This window comes from Psychrobacter sp. 2Y5, from assembly GCF_051847375.1.
Taxonomy (GTDB): domain Bacteria; phylum Pseudomonadota; class Gammaproteobacteria; order Pseudomonadales; family Moraxellaceae; genus Psychrobacter.
Genome location: NZ_JBPYDA010000004.1, coordinates 1 through 25,659, shown reverse-complemented (window position 1 = coordinate 25,659; position 25,659 = coordinate 1). Strand labels below are relative to the sequence as shown.

20 protein-coding genes are annotated in these 25,659 nt (G+C 45.2%); 3 read left to right on the top strand and 17 right to left on the bottom strand.

Features of this window, described 5'->3' with window-relative positions:
* Positions 1-240: 240 nt before the first annotated feature.
* From ACS8E3_RS05235 to ACS8E3_RS05175, 13 genes are all read right to left on the bottom strand, one after another.
* Positions 241-2,880, bottom strand: coding sequence for an ABC transporter permease (locus ACS8E3_RS05235; RefSeq protein ID WP_439241973.1), 2,640 nt, complete (start codon positions 2,878-2,880; stop codon positions 241-243).
* On the bottom strand, positions 2,873-3,595 hold the full coding sequence (locus tag ACS8E3_RS05230; RefSeq protein ID WP_439241971.1) for an ABC transporter ATP-binding protein: 723 nt from the start codon (positions 3,593-3,595) through the stop codon (positions 2,873-2,875). The genes ACS8E3_RS05235 and ACS8E3_RS05230 overlap by 8 nt, the downstream gene beginning before the upstream one ends.
* Positions 3,592-4,416 carry an arylesterase gene (locus ACS8E3_RS05225; RefSeq protein WP_439241969.1) on the bottom strand — a complete coding sequence of 275 codons (825 nt, stop codon included), beginning with the start codon at positions 4,414-4,416 and terminating at the stop codon, positions 3,592-3,594. The genes ACS8E3_RS05230 and ACS8E3_RS05225 overlap by 4 nt, the downstream gene beginning before the upstream one ends.
* A gap of 94 nt (positions 4,417-4,510) precedes the next feature.
* Positions 4,511-5,761 carry an MFS transporter gene (locus ACS8E3_RS05220; protein WP_439241967.1) on the bottom strand — a complete coding sequence of 417 codons (1,251 nt, stop codon included), beginning with the start codon at positions 5,759-5,761 and terminating at the stop codon, positions 4,511-4,513.
* Positions 5,762-6,104: 343 nt separating this feature from the next.
* Positions 6,105-6,350, bottom strand: a complete 246-nt coding sequence (nqrM, locus tag ACS8E3_RS05215; RefSeq protein ID WP_439241965.1) for a (Na+)-NQR maturation NqrM — start codon at positions 6,348-6,350, stop codon at positions 6,105-6,107.
* 113 nt (positions 6,351-6,463) lie between these two features.
* Positions 6,464-7,564 carry an FAD:protein FMN transferase gene (locus ACS8E3_RS05210; protein WP_439242394.1) on the bottom strand — a complete coding sequence of 367 codons (1,101 nt, stop codon included), beginning with the start codon at positions 7,562-7,564 and terminating at the stop codon, positions 6,464-6,466.
* A 165-nt stretch (positions 7,565-7,729) separates the two neighbouring features.
* Positions 7,730-8,530 carry an SDR family NAD(P)-dependent oxidoreductase gene (locus ACS8E3_RS05205; RefSeq protein ID WP_439241963.1) on the bottom strand — a complete coding sequence of 267 codons (801 nt, stop codon included), beginning with the start codon at positions 8,528-8,530 and terminating at the stop codon, positions 7,730-7,732.
* A gap of 194 nt (positions 8,531-8,724) precedes the next feature.
* The gene (nqrF, locus tag ACS8E3_RS05200; protein WP_439241961.1) at positions 8,725-9,960 is read right to left on the bottom strand and encodes an NADH:ubiquinone reductase (Na(+)-transporting) subunit F; all 1,236 of its coding nucleotides are present in this window, start codon (positions 9,958-9,960) and stop codon (positions 8,725-8,727) included.
* Positions 9,961-10,103: 143 nt separating this feature from the next.
* Positions 10,104-10,712, bottom strand: coding sequence for an NADH:ubiquinone reductase (Na(+)-transporting) subunit E (gene nqrE / locus ACS8E3_RS05195; RefSeq protein WP_025645220.1), 609 nt, complete (start codon positions 10,710-10,712; stop codon positions 10,104-10,106).
* Positions 10,712-11,383 (bottom strand): NADH:ubiquinone reductase (Na(+)-transporting) subunit D, encoded by a 672-nt coding sequence (locus ACS8E3_RS05190; RefSeq protein ID WP_439241959.1) that lies wholly within the window; start codon positions 11,381-11,383, stop codon positions 10,712-10,714. The genes nqrE and ACS8E3_RS05190 overlap by 1 nt, the downstream gene beginning before the upstream one ends.
* Position 11,384: 1 nt before the next feature.
* The gene (locus ACS8E3_RS05185) at positions 11,385-12,290 is read right to left on the bottom strand and encodes a Na(+)-translocating NADH-quinone reductase subunit C (RefSeq protein ID WP_439241957.1); all 906 of its coding nucleotides are present in this window, start codon (positions 12,288-12,290) and stop codon (positions 11,385-11,387) included.
* Positions 12,271-13,506, bottom strand: coding sequence for an NADH:ubiquinone reductase (Na(+)-transporting) subunit B (locus ACS8E3_RS05180; RefSeq protein ID WP_439241955.1), 1,236 nt, complete (start codon positions 13,504-13,506; stop codon positions 12,271-12,273). The genes ACS8E3_RS05185 and ACS8E3_RS05180 overlap by 20 nt, the downstream gene beginning before the upstream one ends.
* Before the next feature lie 5 nt (positions 13,507-13,511).
* Positions 13,512-14,861, bottom strand: coding sequence for a Na(+)-translocating NADH-quinone reductase subunit A (locus ACS8E3_RS05175; RefSeq protein WP_439241953.1), 1,350 nt, complete (start codon positions 14,859-14,861; stop codon positions 13,512-13,514).
* A gap of 721 nt (positions 14,862-15,582) precedes the next feature.
* Here ACS8E3_RS05175 and hisA point away from each other — a divergent pair.
* The 3 genes from hisA to ACS8E3_RS05160 all read left to right on the top strand — a co-directional run bounded on the left by hisA (position 15,583) and on the right by ACS8E3_RS05160 (position 18,391).
* Positions 15,583-16,320: a 1-(5-phosphoribosyl)-5-[(5-phosphoribosylamino)methylideneamino]imidazole-4-carboxamide isomerase gene (gene hisA, locus ACS8E3_RS05170; RefSeq protein WP_439241951.1), complete on the top strand. Its 738-nt coding sequence runs from the start codon at positions 15,583-15,585 to the stop codon at positions 16,318-16,320.
* Positions 16,321-16,372: 52 nt separating this feature from the next.
* Positions 16,373-17,995, top strand: coding sequence for a mechanosensitive ion channel domain-containing protein (locus tag ACS8E3_RS05165; protein WP_439241949.1), 1,623 nt, complete (start codon positions 16,373-16,375; stop codon positions 17,993-17,995).
* A gap of 72 nt (positions 17,996-18,067) precedes the next feature.
* Positions 18,068-18,391, top strand: coding sequence for a hypothetical protein (locus ACS8E3_RS05160; protein WP_439241948.1), 324 nt, complete (start codon positions 18,068-18,070; stop codon positions 18,389-18,391).
* A gap of 125 nt (positions 18,392-18,516) precedes the next feature.
* On the opposite strand, the gene rnr is transcribed toward ACS8E3_RS05160, so the two are convergent.
* The 4 genes from rnr to thrS all read right to left on the bottom strand — a co-directional run bounded on the left by rnr (position 18,517) and on the right by thrS (position 24,899).
* The gene (gene rnr / locus ACS8E3_RS05155) at positions 18,517-20,793 is read right to left on the bottom strand and encodes a ribonuclease R (RefSeq protein WP_439241946.1); all 2,277 of its coding nucleotides are present in this window, start codon (positions 20,791-20,793) and stop codon (positions 18,517-18,519) included.
* Positions 20,794-20,972: 179 nt separating this feature from the next.
* On the bottom strand, positions 20,973-22,208 hold the full coding sequence (locus ACS8E3_RS05150) for a toxic anion resistance protein (RefSeq protein ID WP_439241944.1): 1,236 nt from the start codon (positions 22,206-22,208) through the stop codon (positions 20,973-20,975).
* Between the two features lie 229 nt (positions 22,209-22,437).
* Entirely contained in the window at positions 22,438-22,959 is a 522-nt protein-coding gene (gene infC / locus ACS8E3_RS05145; protein WP_439242392.1) for a translation initiation factor IF-3, read from the bottom strand.
* Positions 22,960-22,964: 5 nt separating this feature from the next.
* The gene (gene thrS / locus ACS8E3_RS05140) at positions 22,965-24,899 is read right to left on the bottom strand and encodes a threonine--tRNA ligase (protein WP_439241942.1); all 1,935 of its coding nucleotides are present in this window, start codon (positions 24,897-24,899) and stop codon (positions 22,965-22,967) included.
* Positions 24,900-25,659: the final 760 nt, after the last annotated feature.

Sequence of the window (25,659 nt, the reverse complement as noted above, 5' to 3'; positions counted from 1 at the left end):
AGGTAACAGGAACGGCTCAAACGATAACGACAGAAAATCATAGATTTTCTCTTGCGTCAGGGCGAAGCAGTGCTTCACTTAATCCTTCCTCACGCCTAGACTGGCAGATAATAGCGGATAGCAGGATTAGCTACAAATAACCCGCCATCAATTCTTACTAAACTTTCAACAATCAAAAAATCCCTTTTAAGGGATTTTTACTTGCGAAGCTAAAATTGCAATGCAATTTTTTAACGCTTCTCAAACCATCGCCCTCACTCTTGCCATAATCCCCCGCCCAATTACCAATCTCACATAAATAATCGCAATACCCAGCAGTAAGGCAAGCAGCAATCCACCACCAATAGCCAGATTCGCCCACGGTACACTAAAGCGCAAATCAAACCACTGGGTAATCGCAAACCACGAGCCAGCGCTGGCAATCGTCATCGCAAACACCGCGGCGCTAACCCCAAGTACGCCAATCTCCAAAATATTAAGCAAGTATAAATCACGTTTTTGCATGCCGAGTAGGCGAAACGAGGCGCTCTCTTGCATGCGGTCTTGTGAAGTGGAGAGTAGCGAGCTAATCAGCACCATAATACCCGTGAGTAGTGCCAGCAAGGTAAAGACATAGACCAAGCGGCTCATCTGCTGCACCAGTCCTTGGATTTGCTCAGCGATAGCGGTGCCATCAACTGTAGTGACGGCAGGGAATTCGCGTACCAGCTGTCCTTGCACCTCGGCGATGCTGTCCTCAGGGATATGCGCGGTGGCAAATTGGATTTGCGGGGCGGCGGCTAATAGCTCAGGATCAAATAAAAAGTAAAAGAACGGACTGGGGCCACGTTCAAAGCGTGAGCGGATACTGGTAATCTCTCCAGTTATCTCAATACCTTGGATATTAAACACCACTTCATCGCCCATACCGACATTTAACATCTCAGCCGCACCATCTAAAATAGATAACGGCTGTACTTGTTGTAATGGCGATTTGTCAAGGTCTTGACCATCGATAGGGCTATACAGCTCGTCATTGGTGACCGCATCGACGATGTATTCGGTGTCCATAATCGTGTCGGCGTAGCTTAAGTTAAACACCCGCGTCGGTTCATCGAAGTCGTCATCGGCGTCGATATCTTCTGCCGCCACGCCGCCAGCGGTAACGATACGTGCACGAATAACGGGATAGTAGCTGACCGGTGCGCCAATGATATTATTAATCTCTTCGTGTTGCTCGCTTTGCACATCAAGCAAGAATATATTGGGCGCATCTTCAGGGTAAGCGTTGACGAACTGGGCATTGATACTGTGATTTAAAGTAGTAATCAGGGTCAATACCGCCACTGAGAGCGATAGCGTGACGAAGAATAGCGCGGATTGATTACCTTTACGCGCCAGATTATGAATAGCAATGCGCTGCATCCAGCTGACGTTTTTATTTTTTGCCAAGCGTGATAATAACCACAGCCAACCGCGTGCCAGCGCCCAAAATATAGCGACAAAGCCAATCAAACCGATAAGCAATTGCGCGGAGAGTACCCAAGAGCCGACTTCATAAGTGAAGAATAAATACAGACCGATAAACATCAGCCCGTACCAGAGTAGGGGTAAGCGTTTGTACCCTTTATACCAAGGGGGCAGTTTACCTGATTGCTGGCTAGCGCCTTGGTTGAGCAGGGTGGCAGGGGTAGTGGTGCCAAGCGGATTGAGACCACGTTGGGTAATGACCAAGGTCAATATAATAGCGATAATCAGCGTTTTAATGATACTAAGCGGACTAATCGCTAAGCCAAGGTCTTCAGGCAAAATAGCGGTGAGATAAGGCTGGCCTATTTTTAATAATCCGAGGCTAAGCACGACAGCGGCAACACTGGCAATGATGGAGGTGTCCAATAACAGCCGATAGTAGCTGGCTTTGATTTGACGGGCCGGTTCGCCCATCGCCATACGGATGGCGTTGTTGGCTTGCTGTTTGGTGACAAAGGCGGTAATAACCCCATACATAGCGACTGCCGATAATAGCAATACCGCGATGACCAGTAATTTTAAAAACATGAGCACATTATCAGAGATGCGCGAGACTTGCGTGTCCTCGCTATCGATATCGGAGAGCCTGATGTTAGGATAGCTGGTTAAGGTTTGCTCTAATTGCTCATTTAACGCGGCTATGGTTTCCTCGTCGCCTGCTATCTCAATACGATAACGTACACGGCTACGCTGACCGAGTAGATTGGTCGCCGCCAGCGCGTCCTCTTGCATCAATACATGCCCGCCAAAATCAAAAGCGCTCAAGGGGCGGTCTGGCTCTTTGGTCAGCACATCGCTGATAGTAAATTGCCCATCGCCAATGGTAACCGTATCGCCAACATCGGCATTTAACCCTTGTAACACCTCTGGCGCGATGACGATAGTGTCTGGCCTTAGCTGTTGCCATAAGGGTTTACCGGAGGCGGTTTGTGCCTCGCCATATAAAGGATAGGCAGGAGTGACGCCTTTGATGCGCACTAGCAAAGTTTGCTCTTCGGTCACCGCCATAGAGCTAAACTGATGGTCATAAACGACTTGATTATCAGGCAAGCTGCGTACTTGCTCTAATACTTGCGCCGGCCATTCTTGATTGCTCTCAAGTACCAAATCACCACCGACTAGCGCGCGCTGATTATCCGTGATATAGGTATTGACCGCTTGCTGAATCGAATCCAAAGTCAGGTAAGTGGCAAGCGATAGGGTTAGAGTGATTAAGAATAAAACGGGATACACCCAGCGCCGCCACCAGCTACGAGTGAGGGCTTTAGTGCCTAGTGTGGAAGCGAAAAGCTGGCTTATTATGCTATTAGCGCCGTTTGTGTCATCGCTGACACGATGACGAGTTTGATTGTTTTTTGCGACCTTATCCATTGGCGTAAGTTCCGTCTATCACCCCATCATGCATAGTAATCACTCTATCCGCCATCTCAGCAAGCGCTGGGTCATGCGTCACCACCACCAGCGCTGAACCGGTTTGTTGCCGCAAATCTAGCAATAATTGCATAACTTGGTCGGCATTTTGCTCGTCCAAATTACCGGTAGGCTCATCAGCAAAGACGATTTTGGGACGCGACACCAAAGCGCGGGCGACCGCGGTACGCTGCTGTTCACCGCCAGATAATTGATTGGGTAAACTATCACGCCGATGCCCAAGTCCGACCGCATCGATGAGTTCATCGACCCGCGCATTATCGGGACGCCGCGCAATATCGAGCGGAAAAGCAATATTTTCTGCCACGGTCAATGTCGGCAATAAATGAAAAGACTGAAACACAAAGCCCATATCACGCTGACGAATAGCGGCAAGCTTATCTTCATTAAGCCTACTTAAGGTTTGCTCGCCTAATTTAACCGAGCCGCTATCCGGATAATCTAATGCTGCTAGCAAACCAAGCAAGGTAGATTTACCCGAGCCAGACTTACCCATAATCACTACAAACTCGCCGGCATCGACATGGATACTGACGTCTTTGATAATCGCTAGCGATTGCTCGCCTACTGAGACCGTTTTGGTTAAGCCAGTGGCGCGTAGTAGCACCTCTTGGTCAGAGGCAGGATTCACATTATTAGCTTTTGTTAGGCTCATTGCGCAGTCTCAGTGGTAGACGTTTCTACAGGAGTAAGCGAGTTTGCTTGCATAGATTGCAGCATTCTATCGACTTCAGGCTTAAGCACAGGCAAGATATTATTATCAACAATGATGGTATAACCCTCTTTAGTTGGATGAATAGCATCCGCTTGATTTAACTCGCTAACACCGCCCACGCCCTCTAAGAAAAACGGAATCATCGGCACATTCATATCTTCAGCGATACGCGGATAAATATCTGAAAACGACTGTACGTATGCGTTGCCCAAGTTATCATAAATTTGCATACCGCCTAAGATCACTTCGCTACCATTATCTTGTAGATGTTTAACTGCCGTGCGAATGTTATCTTCAATCGTTGCTACATCGAGTCCGCGTATCGCATCATTAGCACCAATAGTGAGTATGGTGATGTCAGGCTCGGTTTGGGTCACCCAGTCCAAGCGATTCACCAATCCGGTGCTGGTTTCGCCGCTTAAGCCTGAGTTGACCACATCGACGTTAACGTAGCCCATTTCTTTTAATTTGGCTTCTAACTGCGCGGGGTAATTACCATCACGCTCGACGCCTAAGCCTTCGGTTAGTGAATCACCTAGCGCTAGGATAGTGATGGGTTGTGATATCACTTGTTGCTCAGCAGTACTGATACTGCTCGTACCTTCAGCTTGTACAGGTGCATTCGTTGTTGTTTTAGTCGCTTGGGGTTCGTTAGTTTCTGGTTTGTCTTGGCAGCCACTTATCAGCAGGCCTGCGCTGACCATAGTGATAATCAAGCTATAAGTAGATATGTTAACTAAGCTGAGCGTTTTGCTTTTCATAACAGTATTATCCTTGAATCAATCAAACCAGTTTAGCAGTACCAACGAGTAATCAATATAAGGGTAAAGTTACGGCAAGCAAGCTAATTCTATCTTAAGCCTTCTTGCCATCGACCATAACCGGACGACTGACCAACCATGCAAGCCCGACGTTGATAACCATTAATATCAGTATCAATAATAATGGCAAATCCCAACTGTCTGTTGCTTCATGGAGCCAACCGGTACCTAAAGGCCCAAAAAACGCCAGTAGATAACCGACAAACTGCGCCATACCCGACAGCTCGCTCGATTGGTTAGTAGTATAAGTGCGCATGGAAAAAAGCATCATACTCAAAGTGAAAATAGCAGAACAGCCGGCACCCATGAGACCTGACCACAGCCATGCCAAATCTGGCGTCAAATAACTGACTCCTAAGACGCCGATGACATTGAGAACCGATGCAGATATCGCTAGCGCTTGAATCGGACGTCCACGATTGACTAGCCACGTTAAGCTTAAAATAGCGAAAGGTGCCATAAATTGAAACACCGAGCCCATCTGCCCAGCCGCGACCGGACTCAATCCTTTACTGACCCAAATAGAAGGCAAAAAACTGGCCACGGTATAAAATAGTAGCGATTGCAGCCCCATAAATACCGCAATTTGCCAAGCGAACGGCGCGCGCCACATGGAGACCTCTGAAGATCCCGGAGAGGGTAAAATAGCAGCTTGATGGTTAGAAGAGCCCAAACGTAGACGCAAAAACACCCAAGCCACTAAGGCAAACAAGCCCAATAATGACCAACCACCAAGCGACCATTGCCAACCGATACTCTCAGATAAAGGTAAAACCACACCTGCGACAATACCAGCAGAGACGGTCATTGTCAGACTGAATAACCCCGTAATCAGCGGAATATGCTTAGGTGTGCGCTGTTTGATGACTGGAGCTGCTAAGGTATTGGCAAAACCGATCGCTAGAGTCAGCAGTAAAGTCCCGCTCAAAAAGCCAAGCCAAGTGGGCACCACAGAACGAAGCACCATCCCAAAAGTGAGCAGTGCCACCATAGCAATCAGCGTATTTTCAAGGCCAAAACGTTTGCCGATAGCAGGTGCAATCAAAGCCCCAATCGCAAAAGTCAGCATCGGCACCGCGCCAAGCCAACCGATCTCGGTCTCAGAGATACCCAGCGCTTCTTGCACCACCGGCGCGATAGAACCAAGCGCCACAATAGGCGCGCGCATATTGGTCGCCAGTAGTATCATAGCAATCAGTACCAACCAAAAAGTAAACTTGGCTGAGGGTAGGTGATTGGGTTTTAGAGTATCTGAGCGAGAATTAGTGTTAGCAGGAGTAGACATAGCGGCACGACTATAAAATTGGAAAAAAGGAAAGGTTATGGCTTAAAGGCTGACAAAAGAGCACTTTTAGAATAACCCAAAAAAAATTCCACCAAGACGGTGGTTAAGATAAAGCGTCAAAAACCAATACAGTAAACAGTAAAGTTCGATATAAAACTTAGACTAATCGGAATAGGCAAACCGTACACAATAAAAAAGTGTTAAGCATCTTAAAAATACTTAACACTAGTATAAGAGTGGAGAGGACGAAGTACTACCAGCGTATGGTAACCAAAGCCTAGCTAAGACAAGACTGCAATCTCACAAATAGCTTAAAACCAGACATAACTAAAACTAAAAGAGCTTAAACCGATTTACCCAATTGAGCGGCTTTTAAAGCAGTGTCTTGCTGCTTTGCTACGACTGAATCACACTTATTGGGATCATCACCACAAAACGAGCATCTCTCATCACCCATCAAGTTCGCAACACCGCCACACGAGCCTTTGAGTGGCTGCTTTTTGAACATATAACCAATACCCATGAGTAAAAAGAACAGTACAAAGACGGTAAAAGTAATGGCAAGCATTGGCAGGAGTTGGCTAAGCATAGCGTGACCTCACATTTATATTTTATTAGTTAATATTATAGCAGGTTTTGGTCTTGCTCGCTGGCACAAGTGTTTTATTATCAATACTTTACTACCATAGCAGATAAGGCCGATTAAGAGGGTTTATCCGCTCTTAACGCTTGCATAGCAGAGGTTTCTACGATCTGCCAGTCCTCTAAACGATCGGCGTCAATATCAGTATTATCGACTAATATCACGAACAGCGCTGCTATATTATGCTGTTCGGCACTCGCCAGTGCTTGCTCATACGGCATAGCGGTGAGCGCGGTTGCCCAAGCATCGGCAAGTCCCACCGAGTCAGCTGCCACCGTCACAGAAGGGGCGCCGCCTATGATAGGCTCACCAGTAGTCGGATCGATAGTATGGCTATAGCGTTTATCGTCAAAAATTATCGAATTTCGATAGTTACCAGAAGTTGCCAGATACATCTTATTGCCCAAAGATTTGGGTTGGCGAATAGCGGCAATAGTTTGACGCTCGGTGACCGTACTGCCTTCAATGGGCGCGTCAATAGCGATTTGCCAAGGCTGGGTTTGTGAGTTCACTCCAGAGGAAGCCACCTCTCCGCCAATCTCGACCATATAATTGCGAATCTGATAGTCTTGTCTTAGCACCTCAGCGATGGCATCGACGCCGTAGCCTTTTGCCACAGCTGAGAAGTCTAAACCTACGCCATCTTTAGTTTTATAAAGACTATCGCCCTCTTGTACTATACTGTCAAAGTCGACTAAGGCTTTGGCCTCAGCAATTTCAACCTGACTTGGCGGGCTTTGTAAGCGCTCGACCGTCATAGTACTACCAAAGCCCCAAGTCTCGATCAATGGCATCACCGTCGGATCAAAAGCGCCATCTGACTGCTCATAAACTTGTCTTGAAACGTCTAACACATGGCTAAAGTCCGCATCGATAGTGATAGGCGTATTAGCGGCTAAGCGGTTGAATTTAGAAATAGTCGAGTCGTCTATATAGGTCGACATGCTGTCATTAATGTGCTGCAGCCTTTCGTCGATGGAAGCCTGAATAGCTGTTTCATCAGTACCGTCTGGGAGCTGATAGCTGATATGGTAGCTAGTGCCCATAGTCTCACCGCTCAAGGTATTAAAGTCTGCGGTAGGTTGCTGGCAAGCACTCAGGCTTAATAGGGTAGCCGTACTGATAGTAAGACGCATAGTAGCAAGACAGATTTTATTCATGGTTTTAGAAGTGTTTTGTGGCAATAAATTTATCATAGGGATGGTTTTAATAAGTATAAAAATTAGGGGTATAAATAGGTTTTGCCTATTGTACACCTCTAACTTTTTTTAATCACAGCAATAAGCCGAAATCTGGCTAATCTTATAAAAGCGTTCTAGATAAAGCTATCTGACTTGTGACTTACGGATCAGCTTATAGAGCTTAGGCGGCGATAAGCGATTGACTCTAGTGGCCATTCTCTCTTGGCGGCCGCCAACGATGATATATTCTTCATCTTTGCTGAGTGCCTTGACCACTTGCTTAGCAAATTCGGACGCAGTGAGTCCTTTACTCGTCGCATCATCCATCGTACCTTGGGCGCTACCATCTCCTGTCAAAGCATTAATCGAGACATTGGTTTGGATAAAGCCTGGGAATATCGTAGCCACCTCAATACCTTGATCGTAGAGCTCAGCGCGCAGGCTATTGGCCCATAGATGAATAGCGGCTTTGGCGGCACTATAAGCGCCGCGATACTGCGTACCTATAAGTCCTGCGATACTAGATATCATCACAATCTTACCGCCGCCTTGCGCGAGCATGGCTGGCAGTACCAGACGCGTCAGACGCGTTTGCGCAAAGTAATCGAGCTCCATAATTTGGCGCTCAACGTCCTCAGAGGTTTCCATGATCAATGAGCGCTGAGAGACGCCCGCATTATTAATGAGCCAGTCAATTTTGCCGGCTTTATTTATAGCGGTCTCATAAGCGGCTTTGGTCTGCTCGCTATCGCTGATATCAAAAGAGACGATATGATGGTTTTTGGACTTTTTGCACTGTTTTTTGACTTGTTCTAGTTTGTCCTCATTACGGCCGCTTAATATAATAGTCGCGCCTTTTTTGGCAAAGGCAATCGACAACGCTTCACCTAAGCCGCTTGACGCCCCAGTTATCCAAATCGTTAGGTCTTTAAATTTCGTTTTCATAAGCCTCCTTACTCAGTAAAAATCTATCAATGTAAAAAACATCAATAGTGGTTACCAATACTATAAAAAAGTAACCCTTAGATTGCTACTCGAATTTGTAAAATGAAAAAGAGAGTGTCTTCAAGTTTTAGCCAAAAAAAAGAGCCTCGATTGAGACTCTTTTTTATTCATATTTCTAAGCTTACTTTGTTTACTTAACCACCAAAGTCATCAAGCATGATATTTTCATCTTCTACGCCGAGGCTATGCAGCATATCGATGACAGCAGCGTTCATCATCGGTGGCCCGCACATATAGTATTCGCAGTCTTCAGGGTTTGGATGGTCTTTGAGGTATTCTTCTAGCAATACATTGTGAATGAAGCCAGTATAGCCATCCCAGTTATCTTCTGGTAATGGATCAGACAGCGCCACATGCCACTCAAAGTTAGCGAACTCTTCTTCGAGCTGATCATAATCCTCAACATAGAACATCTCACGGATCGAGCGCGCGCCGTACCAAAAGCTAATCTTGCGATCAGAATTGAGACGCTTGAGCTGATCAAAGATGTGCGAGCGCATCGGCGCCATACCCGCACCACCACCGACGAAGATCATCTCAGCTTCAGTATCTTTGGCAAAGAATTCACCATAAGGGCCTGATACGGTGACCTTATCGCCAGGTTTTAGGCTGAATGTCCAAGAGGACATCTGACCGGGTGGAATACCGGCAGGACCACGCGGCGGCGGACTGGCGATACGGATGTTAAATTTGATGATGCCTTTTTCTTCAGGGTAATTGGCCATCGAATAAGCACGAATTACTGGCTCATCAACTTTTGAGACATAATCAAAGATGCCGAACTTTTCCCAATCTTCTCTATACTCTTCAGCGATATCGAAGTCTTTATAGTGTACTTCGTGCGGCGGCGCTTCTAACTGCACATAACCACCGGCGCGGAAGTTCACCGCTTCGCCTTCTGGAATCTTTAGCACCAGCTCTTTAATAAAGGTAGCAACGTTGTCATTAGAGATAACTTCACATTCCCACTTTTGCACATCAAAGAATTCGGGATCAATCTCGATTTCCATATCTTGCTTGACGGCGACCTGACAGGCTAAGCGCATATGGTTGCGAATCTCACCTTGAGTGAAGTACCCCTCTTCGGTCGGCAGAATAGAGCCGCCGCCTTCAATCACACGGCAGCGACACTGAGCGCAAGTACCACCACCGCCGCAAGCTGATGATAAAAATATACCTTCGCTGGCAAGCGTTTGTAGCAGTTTGCCACCGGCAGGGGTGACAACATCATTATCAGGATTTTCATTAATGCGAATGGTAACGTCCCCTGAGCTGACCAGTCGTGAACGCGCCGCTAAAATAATAGCGACAAGGCTCATGATGATCACAGTGAACATAGCAACGCCACCAATCGCCGTAGCATAATCCATGGTAGGTATCCTTAATTTATGGGGTAGGGGTCAAGAGCTGACTGTAGTAACTCTCGAACCCCTTCCAAATAAATGAGTTAAATGGTTCAATAAGCTAATAGTTCATTAAGCTAATTATTCATTAAGCTAATAATACTCAGTGCCTAAATTGACATACCGCCGAACGACATAAAGCCAAGTGACATCAAACCTACGGTAATAAAGGTGATGCCCAAGCCTTGTAGCGGTCCTGGAATGTCTGAATATTTGAGCTTTTCACGGATACCCGCCAAAGCAACAATAGCGACTGCCCAACCAAAACCAGCACCAACGCCGTACACGACAGATTCGCTAAAATTATAATCACGCTCAACCATGAATAGTACGCCGCCGAGGATAGCGCAGTTAACGGTAATCAGCGGTAAGAATACCCCTAGAGCGTTATAAAGCGCAGGCACGAACTTATCCAAGAACATCTCTAGAATCTGAACCGTTGCTGCGATTAAGCCGATATAACTGAGCAGACCTAAGAAGCTTAAATTGATATCAGGAAAGCCCGCCCAAGCCAAAGCGCCACTTTTTAGGATGAACTGAAAGAGCAAATTATTAAGCGGTACGGTAATCGCCATAACGACGATAACGGCAACCCCAAGGCCGATAGCGGTTGAGACCTTCTTTGATACTGCTAAGAAAGTACACATGCCTAAGAAGTAGGCTAGCGCCATATTCTCAATAAAGACTGAGGTTATAAATAAGCTAACATAATGTCCCATTAGTGACCGCCTCCATGTGCCATGCCTTTAGACTGCGGCTTCATTACAAAGTCAGCTTCTTCGATTTGTTCTGGCTTCCAAAGACGCACAATGGCGATAAATAAGCCGATAATAAAGAAGGCTGATGGGGGTAGTAATAATAGACCGTTAGGTAAGTACCAACCGCCGTCAGTCACTGGCTGTAATATAGTGATACCGAACCAAGTACCTGAGCCTAATAGCTCACGGATTGTAGCGACGAACAGGAGTACTGCTGAGTAGCCAAGACCATTACCGATACCATCCAAAAAGCTAGGAATCGGCGGGTTGCTCATGGCAAACGCTTCGGCGCGGCCCATGACGATACAGTTGGTGATAATCAAACCAACGAATACCGATAAGCCTTTACTGACGTCATAAGCGACTGCTTTTAGTACCTGATCGACTAAAATAACCAAGGAGGCGATAATAGTCATCTGCACGATGATACGAATACTAGACGGAATTTTTTTGCGAATAATCGAGATGAAAAAGCTCGAAAATGCAGTCACTAAAGTCAGCGCTACACACATGACCATCGCATTGGACATGCTAGTCGTCACAGCTAGTGCCGAACAGATACCTAATATTTGCAAACCGATAGGGTTATTGTCAAAAATAGGCGTAGTTAAGATGCTTTTGGTATCAGCCATGTTATGCCTCCTTGCCGTTTGCTAGTGGTAGAGCTGCTGCCAGTTCAATGGTCTGTTTGGCTTGCTCAAGGTCTGCTTGGCTAGCTTGTGCTTCAGCATTATCGATTGTAGCACCGCTCTCTTTACGCAGTGCGTCTAGATAAGGCTTATAGCCTTGCTCGCCAAGCCAAAACTGAATCATGTTACTAACGCCGCGACCCGTTAATGTCGCACCACTAATACCGTCTACCCAGTTTTCTTTTGGGTTACCTGCTTTGGTGACACCAGTCGCGACTTCGCCGTTTTCATCATAAGAGTGAATACCACTCCATTTCGCGCGCCACTCAGGCTCTTCGATACGAGCGCCGAGTCCCGGAGTTTCTTTATGCTCATAAAAGCTGATACCTTTGATGGTATTCATATCGCTCTCAAGCGTTAAGAAGCCATAAATTGTGCCCCATAGACCGTAGCCTTGGATCGGCAGTACCACCATTTCAGGATTACCGGCGTCGTCATTTTTGACGTAGACTTTGGCGTACTTAGGTACCCGGCCGATACCGGCAGGATCATTAGCGCCTAAATCATTACTTAATGCTTGATTTTTGGTCGCTTGGCTAGCGTCATAGTCGTTACGGTCAGGGATACCGACATCGACGAGCTGATCGTCATCTAGATAGTTACCAGCTTGCAGATCAACGATTGCGACATCGAAGTCTTTAAAGCGATTAGCGACATCATCAGCGGTATCTTGCTCAGCGTCATACATGCCCGCCGCGACTAAGATGTTTTTATTACGATCTAGGCGCGCATTTTCGATTTGAGCAGGTTTGAGCCCGACCGCTACTGCTGACACTAAGACTGAGCAGACTAAGCATAGCGTTAACGCGACGCTAACGGTTTTTGCATTATTACTTTTGGGCTTGGACATAACGAACCCTCCGTGCTGTTTGGCGCTTGATGTTGGCTTGCGTGACAAAGTAGTCAAACAGAGGCGCAAATAAGTTAGCAAATAAGATGGCAAGCATGATGCCTTCTGGGAAGGCTGGGTTGATGACACGAATCAAGATGGTCATAAAGCCAATCAAAATACCATAAGCCCAGCGGCCTTTGTTGGTATGTGCTGCTGAGACCGGATCGGTTGCCATAAACACCGCACCGAAAGCGAAGCCACCAATGACCAGATGCCAATAAAAAGGCATGTTCATCATTAGGTTGTCTTCAGAGCCAATCAGATTAAAGACTAAGGAGGTGGCGATAAGACCAACCACACAGCCCGCCATAATACGCCATGAGGCGATACGCGCCCACAGTAGCACCACGGCACCTAGCAAAATAGCTAAGGTTGAGACTTCACCGACACTACCTTGGATATTACCAAAGAACGCATCGCTCCAAGTAATGGCGCGGCCATAGACATCAACGAACTGATCGGGCGTGACACCAAGAGCAGCTAAGCCTAGCGGCGTTGCGCCAGAGAAACCGTCAACTGCTGTCCATACCGAATCGCCTGACATATAAGCGGGATAAGCAAAGTATAAGAAAGCACGGCCTGATAACGCTGGGTTTAAGAAGTTCTTACCAGTACCACCGAAGACTTCTTTCGCCACGACGACACCGAAGATAATACCTAAGGCCACTTGCCATAAAGGAATATCGGGCGGCATGATGAGCGCGTACAGTACTGAGGTGACAAAGAAGCCTTCGTTGACCTCGTGTCCACGGATTACCGCAAATAGTATTTCGCAAGCAATACCAACCGCGAAGGTGACGATATAAATGGGCAAGAACTGCATAGCCCCGTACACGAAGCTGGCCCAAATACTATTGGGATCATAGCCTGCCATATTGGTAATAATAGTACGCCAGCCATCAGGCTCAAGTCCGAGCTGTGCGATAGCAGTGAGCGCTTGGTGGCCAACGTTATACATTCCAAAGAACATCGCTGGGAAGGTACATAGCCAAACAGTAATCATAATACGCTTTAGATCGATACCATCACGCACGTGCGAGGAGGTAAAGGTCGTTGTGCCAGGCTGACGCAAAAACGTATCGAACATCTCAAAGATGGCGTAATATTTCTCGTGTTTACCACCCTTAGTGAAGGACGGCTCCATACGATCGAACATATTGTGTAAAAATTTCATCGTGGTTAGCCCTCCAGCTCAATGCGAGTCAAATTATCACGCAAGATATCGCTGTATTCATATTTACCAGGAGAGACGAAGGTGCATAGTGCCACATCCTCTTCGTCCAGTTCGAGTACACCCAAATCAACTGCAGTGATAATGTCTTCGATAATCAAAGCGCGCAGTAATTGCGTAGGCAGATAGTCTTGGGGCATGACCTCTTCATAGATACCGATCGGCACCATCGCTCGCGGTGAGCCATTCGTAGAAGTGGTAAAGTTAAACTTCTTCTTAAAGAACTGCGAGATATAAATCGGCAGCTTTGAGAAGCGGTTTGCACCTGGGCTAAAGAAGTGAAAAGCAGGACGCTCATAGCCTTCAGGCAAAGAGCTGACTTGATCGTGGAAGCGGCCAAGATAAGCAACATTCGCAAATAACTTGCGGCCAGAGAGCACTGAACCTGAGATAATACGGTTATCCCCTGCAGTCAGTTGCCCTTTAGTCAACGCCATCAGATCTGCGCCGCGTTCGGTTGCGACAAGATGTGGATTGGTTACTGCTGGACCTGCCAAACTCACTATACGGCGCGTATATAAGCGACCTGTGGTAAATAACTTACCAAGCGCTATGACGTCTTGATAACCGATGGTCCAGACGCTAACACCGCGCATGATAGGATGCAAAAAGTGAATATGCGTGCCAGCCAAACCTGCCGGATGCTTACCTGCAAAGCTATGATACTCAGTGACGTTATCATTAGCGGTTTTAGCAACTTTGGGTAAGTTTGCCTCGGCATGATGACAAACAAAGGTCTTAGGACTCAAAGTCGACAGTACCGCTAAGCCATCGTTGAAGGCTTGCAGCTCCTCGTTGATCAACAGCATAGGATCAAAAGCTAAAGGATTGGTGTCCATTGCAGTGACAAAAATGGCATGCGGACGCGCGCCAAGCTCAGGCGCACGGCTATAAGGGCGAGTACGAAAAGCAGTCCATTCACCAGAAGCAAATAGCTGCTTTTCAACGATTTCGGAGTCAAGATCGGCCAGTTGTTGAGAGTCGTAACGGTCAAACTCTACTTCCTCACCATTAGGGTCAACGGCAATCACCAGACTTTCAAACACCCGGCGTTCACCGCGGTTAACGGCGATAACTTTACCAGCAGCAGGAGCAGTATAAATGACGCCAACGCGTTTTTTGTCTTCAAAAACGGGCTGACCTTTAGCGACAATGTCACCTTCTTTGACGTTCATAGTAGGCTTCATGCCCACATAATCGTAGCCAATCAGTGCCACATGTGCAGGTCTGTGCTCAGTTATCTCGCGAGAGGGTTCGCCGGTGATGGGCAAATCCAAACCTTTTTTGATGGTAATCATAAGCGAAAACTTAGTCCATAGTCTAAAACGATACCAGACGTCCTGTATGGTATAACGGTAGTATAAACAAGCGTCACTCACCAAAGCGTCCCTTTACCAACGTTATGGCAAAAACGGATAAATGCTTTGTGAGTTATGCTCGGTTATCCCTACTATCAAGAGTATCAACGCTGACCTTAGACTCCTTAACAACACGTCAATATCTTATTCGACTTACCAAAATGGCGACTGGCTACCAAGATGCATGCTAAGAGTATTCGGTTCAATCAGCCTGTATAAAACAGGGATTGAAAAAATAGTCTTCTCATACCTTTTATTAAAATCTTAAAACGAGTAAAGCCCGTATTATGTTATTCAATAACTGCCTAATATAACTTACCAATCAAATAATCGACTTAGTAAACGCCTTGTTGACTAAGTTTGCAAAATTATAGGTAGGGGATATACATAGGACGATTTTGAATAGAAACAAATACAAATATACCTAGGATTATACGCTAAATTGACCTAAAATTGCCAGTTAGTAATTGAATTTACTTAATATTGTGAGTGCTTTGAGACTAGGAAACTTCTAGTTATCAGTTACTTACTTTATAGTCAGTTTTACTACCCTAAGAGTAGTTGAGCCCTTCTTTAAGCCTTTATACTTTTGGTTAGATAAAAGCGACCTTTGTAAGCTAGACTTTGTAGCCTTGTTTAATTTTTATATTAGGAGTGTTTTATGTGTGCTGCGCCAGTAATTATTCCCGCTATTGATCTCAAAGATGGCAAATGTGTACGCCTAAAACAGGGCCGTATGGAAGACGATACGGTTTTTTCTGACGATCCTGTTGCTATGGCCACACGCTGGGTAGAAGAAGGCGCTCGCCGCTTACACTTAGTCGATTTAAATGGTGCTTTCGATGGCGTTCCTGTGCACAAGCGCGTGGTTGAAGATATCGCTAAAGCCTATCCACAGCTGCCGATACAGTTAGGCGGCGGTGTACGTACCCTAAATACGATTGAGCAATATATCAGCGCCGGTCTGACTTATATTATTATCGGTACTAAGGCAGTCGAAGATCCAAGCTTTGTCACTGAGGCTTGCCGCGAGTTTCCTGGTCATATCATCGTTGGCATCGATGCCAAAGACGGCATGGTTGCTACTCATGGCTGGGCGAATGTCACTGATACCAAGGCCACTGAGCTTGCCAAGCGCTTCGCTGACGTCGGTGTCTCCTCGATTGTCTATACCGATATTGCCCGTGATGGCATGATGCAAGGCGTCAATGTCGAGCAGACGGTCAATCTAGCTCGTGAAGGTGGTATTCCTGTTATTGCTTCTGGCGGCGTCACCGATATGAAAGATATCGAGCTACTCAAGCCCTATGGCGATTGCTTAGAAGGTATCATTACCGGACGCGCGATTTATGAAGGCTCGCTAGATTTTGGCGAAGCTCAGCGTTATTTGGACCAGTAAGGATGCATTAGAGCTTAAAGCTAATAAAACTTAAAATTTCTTAAGGATAGTTATGATCATAGATGATAAGCATTTATTAGCAGATAAGCTCAAAGGTGGCTTACAACTATTACTATTAGTATGCGTTATGGCATTTGGTGTCTCAGCCTATGCAGCTGAAGCTGAGCTTGCTGAGGTGGCGACAGCCTTAGGGGGTAGTAGCGAGGCCGAAGCGAGTGAATCTAGCGATGGTAGCACTACGGATACCCAGAGTAAGCCGCCTGTTATCATGGGCGAGAGTGCCAATAACGCTGAGATTGAGACTAAGCCTACTCCCAAAAAAGACAACGACATTCGTCAACGCATTCAAGGTATTTTTTCTGAGATTGATGGTCTGCAAGCGGTCAGTATCAGCGTTACTCAAGGAGTGGTAACGCTCACAGGTGAAACGGCCAACGAAAAAAAAGCCCAACAAGCGATTAATCTGACCAATCGTATTACTGATGTCGTCACTGTTGAAGATAAGATAGAGCGTACGCTTGATGTGCAGGATAATGTCAGTACGGTCTATCAAGGTCTTAAAAATCAGCTCAGAAATCTAGTCAAAGCCTTACCGCTACTTTTAGTGGGTATTGTTATTTTTGCCATCGTCGCTTGGTTCGGCAGTTGGCTATCTAACCGCACAAATATGTGGCAGCGAGTCACCCCTAATCCCTTCGTAGCAGAGTTACTATCGCAGACCATAAAAGTGATATTTATTATTTTTGGTCTGATATTGGCACTGAGTTTAATCGGCGCTGAGACTATCCTAGGCACGCTACTTGGTGGGGCAGGGGTCATTGGTATTGCGGTAGGTTTTGCGGTCAAAGATACCATCGAGAATTATATTGCCTCCTTGATGCTTAGTGTTCGCCAACCTTTTCGCGCGCGCGATCAGGTGGTGATTAATGACTTAGAAGGTATCGTCGTGCGCTTGACCTCACGGGCGACGATTTTGATGACTCTGGATGGCAATCAGCTACGTATCCCAAACGCGGAAGTGTTTAAGGGAGTGATTCTCAATTACACCAAAAACCCCGAGCGGCGTTTTACCTTTGAGCTGGGCGTGGATGCCAATGATGATCCACTAGCAGCAATAAAGGTCGGTTTAGATGCTATCAGTAAGCTGACGTTTGTACTAGATGAACCAAAAGCTATTGCGGTTATCAATAATGTTGGCGATTCTAATATCATTCTTGAATTTCAGGTTTGGGTCAATCAATCCGAGACAGATTTCGCCAAAGCTCGCAGTATTGCCATTCGCGAAACGAAGCATGCGCTTGAAAACGAAGGCTTTAGTTTACCTGAGCCTATCTATCGTCTACGCTTCAATGACAAGCTAGAGCAGGCGCTTGAATATATACCAAAAACCAAAAGCACAAAAGAGCAAGAGGGCGCTACTGATCTGACGATAACTCCAACTACTGCTGAAGAGCCTACAAAACAGATCGATGCCGACAGCAAGGAAGCAAGATCCCTCGACGACGAAGAGAAAAAACGTGCAAAAGCGCGGGCTAAATATATCCTACAAGGCCGTAATGCGGATGAGGTGCTCGACGCAAGACCCGATGCCAAACTAATGGAAAAGGTCGAGCAAGAAATCGCTGAAAATGCTGATGAAACTGATCTATTAAATAGTAACAGTCCGCAAGAGTAGGGCGTAAGTACAGTTTTATGACAGAGTTTCTTATATTTTTTATTATGACCTAAAATACACGAGACATTAGTTATGCAAGCCAAACATTTGATTATCTTTGCATTAGTAGGCATCGCCGCATTAATCGGTTTTAATATTGTTAATAGCAGCAATCATCAGCCAGGCTTAGCGGAGACCGACGTTGCCAACACAACAAATGAGCCTGTAATAGCCGCAAGCTATGGCGAGAATACTGTGAACACGAGTACTGCCGAGACTGATAAGCCAGTAGATATTGCTAACCAACCTTTAGGTCAACAGCCAAAAGCCATCATCGATAAAGTGACAACTGATATCGAACAAGCGCAGCAGATAGACAAAGAACGGCTTGAGTCAAACTTAGAACGCGCACAATAATACCATTAGCGTTAATAAAAGTAGCGCGCCCTAGACTTATTTTGCGACATGGTACGACATAAAAAAAGGCTAACTCCGAGTTAGCCTTTTTACTTGTATCTAAGTTTATCAATTCTAAAAGCAGATTAGCTTTTTTTGCTATTACCTTTGCTCTTACTGTTGCTACGGCCATTAGTCTTTTTAGCAGAGCTCTTTTTAGTAGCGTCTTTCTTAGTTTGGTTCATCTGACTCGATTTTAATTTTTCTATCAGGTCAAAATCAATCTGTAATAAGTCCATGTTGACACCAGCGACTTTTATTTTCACAGAGTCGCCCAGACCAAATACCGTACCTTTGTCCTTACCGATAAGCTGTTGTTGCTGCTCGTCGTAGACAAAGAAGTCATCGCCAACATTAGAGATATGCACTAAACCATCAATATACAAATCAGACAAAGTCACAAACAGACCAAAGTTTGTGACACTAGTCACCACACCATCGAAATCTTCACCGACATGATCTTTCATATAATGACACTTGAGCCATGACTCGACATAACGCGAAGCCTTTTCAGCACGGCGTTCGGTATCTGAGGTTTGCGTGCCTGCTCCATCTAAAGAAAAGTCCATGACCGGCTGCTGAGTCTTAGTTACTTTGGCTTTGATTGCGCGATGTAGCATTAGATCAGGATAGCGACGAATCGGCGAAGTAAAGTGGCTGTATTCATCATACGCCAGTCCAAAGTGACCAATGTTATCAGGCGCGTAATTGGCCTGCATCATTGAGCGCAGTAACATGCTATGAATGCTAACCGCGTCAGGACGATCTTTGGTCGCTTCAATCAGGCGCTGATAATCAGCTTGCGTTGGGCTCTCTTCTGGAAAGGAGAGGCCAAAATTTTTGGCGTATTCGTGGATACGCATGGATTTTTCTTGATCCGGCTTATCATGATTACGGTACAGTACCGGTAGCTCATGCTTTAAGGCGAAGTTTGCCGCGCAGGTATTTGCCAGTAGCATACACTCTTCGATCAATTTGTGTGCATCGCCGCGCGTACGCGGTACGATAGCTTTAATACCGCCTTTCTCATTGAACTTAATATAAGTCTCAACGGTCTCAAACTCCATGGCATGACGCTCTTCACGCTTTTTCAGCAGTAAGTCATAGAGCTGATGCAAAGTATCGACGGATTTTTTAACCGCTTTATTACCCGTTAGTGTCTTAGGAACACTGTCATCTTTAGGGTTAGCGAAATAATCGTTGACTTGGTTATAGGTCAGACGTGCTTGCGAATTCATCACCGCTGGATAAAACTCATAACCCGTCACGTTACCGGCACGCGAGACCTTGATATCTGCGACCATGCATAAGCGGTCAACATTAGGGTTCAATGAACATAGACCGTTTGAGAGTACCTCAGGTAGCATCGGAATCACGCGATGCGGGAAGTACACGGAGGTTCCGCGCTCATAAGCCTCGAGGTCTAATGGTGAGTTTGGTGTCACATAATGGCTGACATCAGCAATAGCGACCAGCACCCGATAGTTGCCGCCAGGGCGCTTTTCAGCGAATACTGCATCATCAAAGTCGCGAGCATCTTCACCATCAATAGTCACTAAGGGCAAATCACGTAAGTCAGTCCGACCTTTAGTATCTTTTTCAGTCGGCTCTTTATAGTCGTTTGCTTGCTGAAGAGTGGCTTCGCTAAACTCATGAGGAATATCATAATTGAGTAAAGTGGTTTCAATAATAAGCTCACGATCGTTGTCATCATTGAGCACTTCAGTGATTTTGCCCGTAGCAAATTCATGCTGGTTTGGCCAATCAATGATATCGACTTTGACCGGATCGCCTTGCTTAACATCCAAAGCATCAACGTGGTCATCTGCTAAAGTAATAGGTTGATGATTGTTCGGACTACCTAATTCTACGCAGTAGCCGTCTTCATCTTTTGCAAGCGTTCCGATGAATTGATTTTGTTGACGCTCTACGACATCAACAATACGCCCTTCGGTACGACCGCGATTATCAGTAGAAGTACCTACCGCCTCGACAGTATCGCCATTAAAGACCCAGCGCATCTGCTTTTCATGCAAGAAAAGATCTGGCATGTCGTCGAGCACCACAAAACCAAATCCTTTAGCGTGTGCTGAGACCGTACCGGTGACAATATCATGCTGAGTCACGGGACGATAACGATAAGGACGACCTTCGCGATTCACTTGTCCATCACGTGCCATCGCTTTGAGACGATTACCTAGGGCATCGAACTGGTCAGGATCTTCGATACCGAAGATTTTAGCTAATGCTTTGTGCGTAATATCGCTATTATCACTAATCGTGCTGAGAATCAGCTCGCGACTGGGAATAGGGTTGTCATAGCGTTGTGCCTCACTTGAGGCGTTTGGATCATTCCAACTCATAAATTACCGTATCTATTTTTAAAATTATTAATAGGGGCTATCTTAACACGAACCAGCAGACAATATCTTACGTCAATTGTTTGTGTTAAGTGTGATAGCTATAGGGATACGCTCAATTAATAAGCGTATCAAGAGTTTTCGACAGTAAAGATTTGAGCAGTGACTGAGATTATGCATTTTTAGATATCGATACCAGATTCATCGGTTATCTTTTTACTATCCAGCTCTTTTGATACTTCTAATACTGTCGTTTGATTCGATTTGTCGAGATATTTTTGCGCTTTATCGACTTCACTGGTTAAAGTATTGACCGTTTGCTTCATATTCTCAAGCGCCTCAACCTTATAATTACTAATCATATCCATCGTATCATAGACATTATTGAAGGCGTTTTGTAATTTATCAAGCTCAATAGTGCTACTAGTTGCCTGCTCATGAATCTCACCAGATTGACGCTTGAGCATCTCTGAGGTCGATTCGATAAGACTACTAGTGGTTTTATTGAGCGCGGTGATTTGATCGAGTACCAGTTTTTGATTAGTCATCGCTTGCGCCACCACGACTGCGGTACGTAGTGCTGACACTGTCGTCGTCGTTGCACGATCGACGCCTTTGATTAGCTCCAAGTTATTCTTACGAATGGTATCGAGCGCTAGATACCCTTGTACGTTGACCGCTAACTGGGTCAAAAAATCAGTATTTTTTTGACGCACATAGAACAGCATCTCTTCTTTAATGATACGTGCCTTTTCAGGGTCAGTCGCTTCTATCGCATGAATTTTTTGTTCTAGCTGCTCATCGATTTTTTTGCCGACATAGATATACTGACGTATCGACTGCATCAGCTCCCACATATTGACTTTTTCTTGCTCAATCGTGGCGTTGTCTTTGAGCAGCTCATCTTTACCATTATAAAGGCTTGTGACGACGGCGTTAATATGCGACTGCGCGGACTCATATTGGCGAAAATAGTCTTGCACTTTATTACCGAATGGAATGATACCAAATAGCTTACGCGAGCTGGTCAATTGTTTTTTGCTCGGGTCTAAGTCCTCCACAATTCCGCGTAGTTCAGTGAGTGATTTGGCAATAGGGGAGTTATCAAATAAGCCATCATTGAGACTCTTAGCCGGCAAGTCGAGCATACGATTGGAGACTTGCGCGGACTCACGAATCTCTTTGGATCCTAGATTATGAATAGATTGTACGTTTTGCTGAAACTCAGGACTATTAGCAGAGTTAGTGAGCACATGATCAACAAAAGCATCGACTTTAGCGTCAAGCTCTGGGATTTGACTCTCGTCAAGGGTGACCATTTGGTCCGCTTCACTTTTTTGCACTTCTCTGACGGGCTCAGGCGGCGTCAAAGAGATACTTGGCGTATTGGTGTTTTCAGGTGGGGTAAGTGGTTGCATAAAATATCCTATAATGTCTAAAGCGAATATCGATTTTAATTTTATTCTAAATTTGTTTTAGTGATTATTTATCTTACACTTAAGGTCTCAGGTTTGCTTATTATTTCGGTTATAGTTTAATAAAAACTATTACTAAGATAAGCCCTTAAAGCAAAAAACCACCAATACACGTACGCATATTGATGGTCAAAAAATACAAAAACGTTATAAAATGAGGGGCGCTATCGGCTTATTTTTTTCTAGTAGGCCCTAGTAGCATACCCATCTGACGACCTTCCATTTTTGGATGCTGCTCGACATTAGAGATCTCAGCAGTGTCTTCAATGATACGCTCAAGCTGTGCACGTCCAAGCTCTTGGTGTGCCATTTCACGACCACGGAAGCGGATACTGACTTTAACTTTATCCTGATCTTCTAAGAAGCTAACGATTTTACGCAGTTTGACCTGATAATCGGCTTCATCAGTACTCGGACGCAGTTTCATCTCTTTCAATTGAGTCTGCTTTTGGTTCTTCTTTGCCTCTTTTGCCTTTTGTTTTTGATCATAGAGGTAGTGCTTATAATCCATAATCTTACATACGGGCGGCTTGGCATCTGGGACCAATTCGACTAAGTCTAAATTATCTTCACGCGCCGCATTTAGCGCAGTTTCGATATCAACAACGCCCATCTGCTCGCCATCTTCTTTCACGAGACGGACTTCTTTGACGTTAATATCTTCGTTAATATTTAAACGGTTGGACTGTTTAATAGGTATTACTCCTCATCTGTTTTTGGGGTCTGTCTGCCTTTTTTGCTGACAGCGGTCTGTACTAATGCTATAAAATCATCAACACTCATCACGCCAAGATTCTCACCTTCACGTGTTCGGACATTGACACTGCCCGATTCAACTTCTTTATCCCCTAATACTAGCATATAGGGAATACGTTCTAATGTTTTCTCTCGTATCTTAAAACCAATCTTTTCGTTACGCAAGTCACTAACAGCACGAATACCTGCGTTTTTAAGTGCTTTTACCACATTTTCGCAAGCATTGGCTTGTTTATCGGTGATGTTCATCACTGCTACTTGCTGAGGGGCGAGCCATACCGGCATCCAACCCGCGTAGTTTTCGATCAAAATACCGATAAAGCGCTCAAACGAGCCAAGAATGGCACGGTGCAGCATAATAGGGGTTTCGCGCTCGTTTTGCTCATTGACAAATTCGGCATCTAAGCGCTCAGGCATATTCGGATCGACCTGAATGGTACCGCATTGCCAAACTCGGCCAAGTGAGTCTTTTAGACTGAACTCAATTTTCGGACCATAAAAAGCACCTTCGCCCGGCAGATATTCCCAGTCGAGACCTGAACTATCAAGCGCATCGGACAGCGCTTTTTCAGCAAAGTCCCAAGATTCATCATTACCAACACGTTTCTCAGGACGAGTCGAGAGCTTCATAATAATATTATCGAAACCAAAGTCTTCATAGACGGCAAGAGTGAGCTTGATAAAATCAGCAACTTCCTGTTGAATCTGCGCCTGCGTACAGAAAATATGCGCGTCATCTTGGGTAAAGCCGCGTACGCGCATCAAGCCATGTAGTGACCCCGACGGCTCATTACGGTGACAGGAGCCAAACTCCGCCATACGTAGTGGTAAGTCACGATAAGACTTTAACCCTTGATTGAATACTTGTACGTGGCACGGGCAGTTCATCGGTTTCACCGCATAATCACGGTTCTCACTCGCAGTGGTAAACATATTGGTCGCGTAATTACCCCAGTGTCCAGAGCGCTCCCACAAGCTACGATCAACGATTTGCGGCGTTTTGATCTCTTCATAACCATTATCGTATTGTACTTTACGCATGTACTGCTCAAGTACTTGGTAAATCGTCCAGCCATTGGCATGCCAAAAGACCATGCCCGGCGCTTGCTCTTGCATATGGAACAAATCAAGTGCTTTACCTATCTTACGATGGTCACGTTTTTCTGCTTCTTCAATACGCTGAATATAAGCCTTTAAATCTTTTTTATCTGCCCACGCCGTGCCATAAATACGCTGCAGTTGTTCATTCTTAGCATCACCGCGCCAATAGGCGCCAGACATTTTGGTTAATTTAAATACCTTTAAGAAACGCGTGTTCGGCACGTGCGGACCACGGCACATATCGACGTATTCTTGATGATGATACAGACCAAAAGCTTCTTCGCCTGGCATATCATTAATTAGTTTAAGCTTATAGTCCTCACCACGCTCTTCAAATATTTTGATCACTTCATCGCGCGGGGTTATCTTCTTTATGACGTCATAGTCTTGTTTTATCAACTGCATCATGCGCTTTTCTATCGCCTCCATGTGCTCAGGCGTGAAAGGCGTCTCACTATAAATGTCATAATAAAAGCCATCTTCGATCACAGGGCCAATGACCATCTTCACATCAGGATAAAGCTGCTTGACTGCATGACCTAATAGATGCGCGGCCGAGTGACGAATAATATCGACACCATCAGCGTCTCTTGGCGTCACAATCTCGACTTTGGCGTCATGGGTGATAGGATCGGATGCGTCTACCAAATGACCATCTACTCGTCCAGCAACGGTGGCTTTGGCAAGACCGGCGCCAATACTTTGCGCCACTTCCATAACCGTGGTGTTGCCTTCAAACTCTTTTACGCTACCATCGGGTAAAGTAATCGCTACCATAATCTATTCACCTTTTTAAGTCCTTTAGCAGTGATGATTGCAACCATCAATCATATGACCGTCAGACCGCATCAATTGTACTCACATGTTGTGAGCTATCGTTGTTGTTTATTGGTTAGGCATCACTTAATACGCTTATTGATTTAGCTTCTTATATAGGTATAGCTATTATAAGGTCAATGACAAGGGGTCATTTCTCAGTAAACGTCGCAAACTAGCCTTTAAATACGGTTAAAGACTAAAGCAAGCATGCCATGCTATAAAAGCGCTTACTATAGCAAAAACTAGCTATAAACACTAGATAGTAAGGGATAGCGTGCTAAGTTATGCTTTATAGACTATATATCAATATCAGCTAACTATATAAAAACGACATAATAAAAGCGACATAACAACGACTTCATAACCATAACCTCCATCAATAAGCAGGTAGCAACAACGAAAGCTAATGATGCAAATTGCGGTGCTAATAAGGAGCATCAGAGATATAAAATAAGAAGTTCCACCCCAACCCATTGAAAGTTATACAAAAGCTTATACCTTAGCAAACTAAATCAAAATATATCTAAAACAAAGCTTGACCCCGAATCGAAAGCGCGTATAATGCCACCCAGTCGAGAGGGAAGGCGGATGAAACAAGTAGCTTACTACTTTGATCCAAACCATCCCACTAAATTAATTTAAAAATAAACTAATTTAGTTCTTGACAAGTTATTTAAAGCGTCTATAATACGCACCTCATTAAGGGACAGAACGAGAC

Excerpts from the sequence above, each read along its gene's own strand:
- ACS8E3_RS05185 (WP_439241957.1), bottom strand. The coding sequence starts at position 12,290 with ATGTCCAAGCCCAAAAGTAATAATGCAAAAACCGTTAGCGTCGCGTTA.
- ACS8E3_RS05150 (WP_439241944.1), bottom strand. The coding sequence starts at position 22,208 with ATGCAACCACTTACCCCACCTGAAAACACCAATACGCCAAGTATCTCT.
- hisA (WP_439241951.1), top strand. The coding sequence starts at position 15,583 with ATGTGTGCTGCGCCAGTAATTATTCCCGCTATTGATCTCAAAGATGGC.
- ACS8E3_RS05235 (WP_439241973.1), bottom strand. The coding sequence starts at position 2,880 with ATGGATAAGGTCGCAAAAAACAATCAAACTCGTCATCGTGTCAGCGAT.
- ACS8E3_RS05210 (WP_439242394.1), bottom strand. The coding sequence starts at position 7,564 with ATGAATAAAATCTGTCTTGCTACTATGCGTCTTACTATCAGTACGGCT.
- nqrM (WP_439241965.1), bottom strand. The coding sequence starts at position 6,350 with ATGCTTAGCCAACTCCTGCCAATGCTTGCCATTACTTTTACCGTCTTT.
- thrS (WP_439241942.1), bottom strand. The coding sequence starts at position 24,899 with ATGGTAGCGATTACTTTACCCGATGGTAGCGTAAAAGAGTTTGAAGGC.
- ACS8E3_RS05225 (WP_439241969.1), bottom strand. The coding sequence starts at position 4,416 with ATGAAAAGCAAAACGCTCAGCTTAGTTAACATATCTACTTATAGCTTG.
- ACS8E3_RS05175 (WP_439241953.1), bottom strand. The coding sequence starts at position 14,861 with ATGATTACCATCAAAAAAGGTTTGGATTTGCCCATCACCGGCGAACCC.
- ACS8E3_RS05180 (WP_439241955.1), bottom strand. The coding sequence starts at position 13,506 with ATGAAATTTTTACACAATATGTTCGATCGTATGGAGCCGTCCTTCACT.
- nqrF (WP_439241961.1), bottom strand. The coding sequence starts at position 9,960 with ATGGATTATGCTACGGCGATTGGTGGCGTTGCTATGTTCACTGTGATC.
- rnr (WP_439241946.1), bottom strand. The coding sequence starts at position 20,793 with ATGAGTTGGAATGATCCAAACGCCTCAAGTGAGGCACAACGCTATGAC.
- ACS8E3_RS05205 (WP_439241963.1), bottom strand. The coding sequence starts at position 8,530 with ATGAAAACGAAATTTAAAGACCTAACGATTTGGATAACTGGGGCGTCA.
- ACS8E3_RS05190 (WP_439241959.1), bottom strand. The coding sequence starts at position 11,383 with ATGGCTGATACCAAAAGCATCTTAACTACGCCTATTTTTGACAATAAC.
- ACS8E3_RS05165 (WP_439241949.1), top strand. The coding sequence starts at position 16,373 with ATGATCATAGATGATAAGCATTTATTAGCAGATAAGCTCAAAGGTGGC.
- ACS8E3_RS05230 (WP_439241971.1), bottom strand. The coding sequence starts at position 3,595 with ATGAGCCTAACAAAAGCTAATAATGTGAATCCTGCCTCTGACCAAGAG.
- ACS8E3_RS05220 (WP_439241967.1), bottom strand. The coding sequence starts at position 5,761 with ATGTCTACTCCTGCTAACACTAATTCTCGCTCAGATACTCTAAAACCC.
- nqrE (WP_025645220.1), bottom strand. The coding sequence starts at position 10,712 with ATGGGACATTATGTTAGCTTATTTATAACCTCAGTCTTTATTGAGAAT.
- ACS8E3_RS05160 (WP_439241948.1), top strand. The coding sequence starts at position 18,068 with ATGCAAGCCAAACATTTGATTATCTTTGCATTAGTAGGCATCGCCGCA.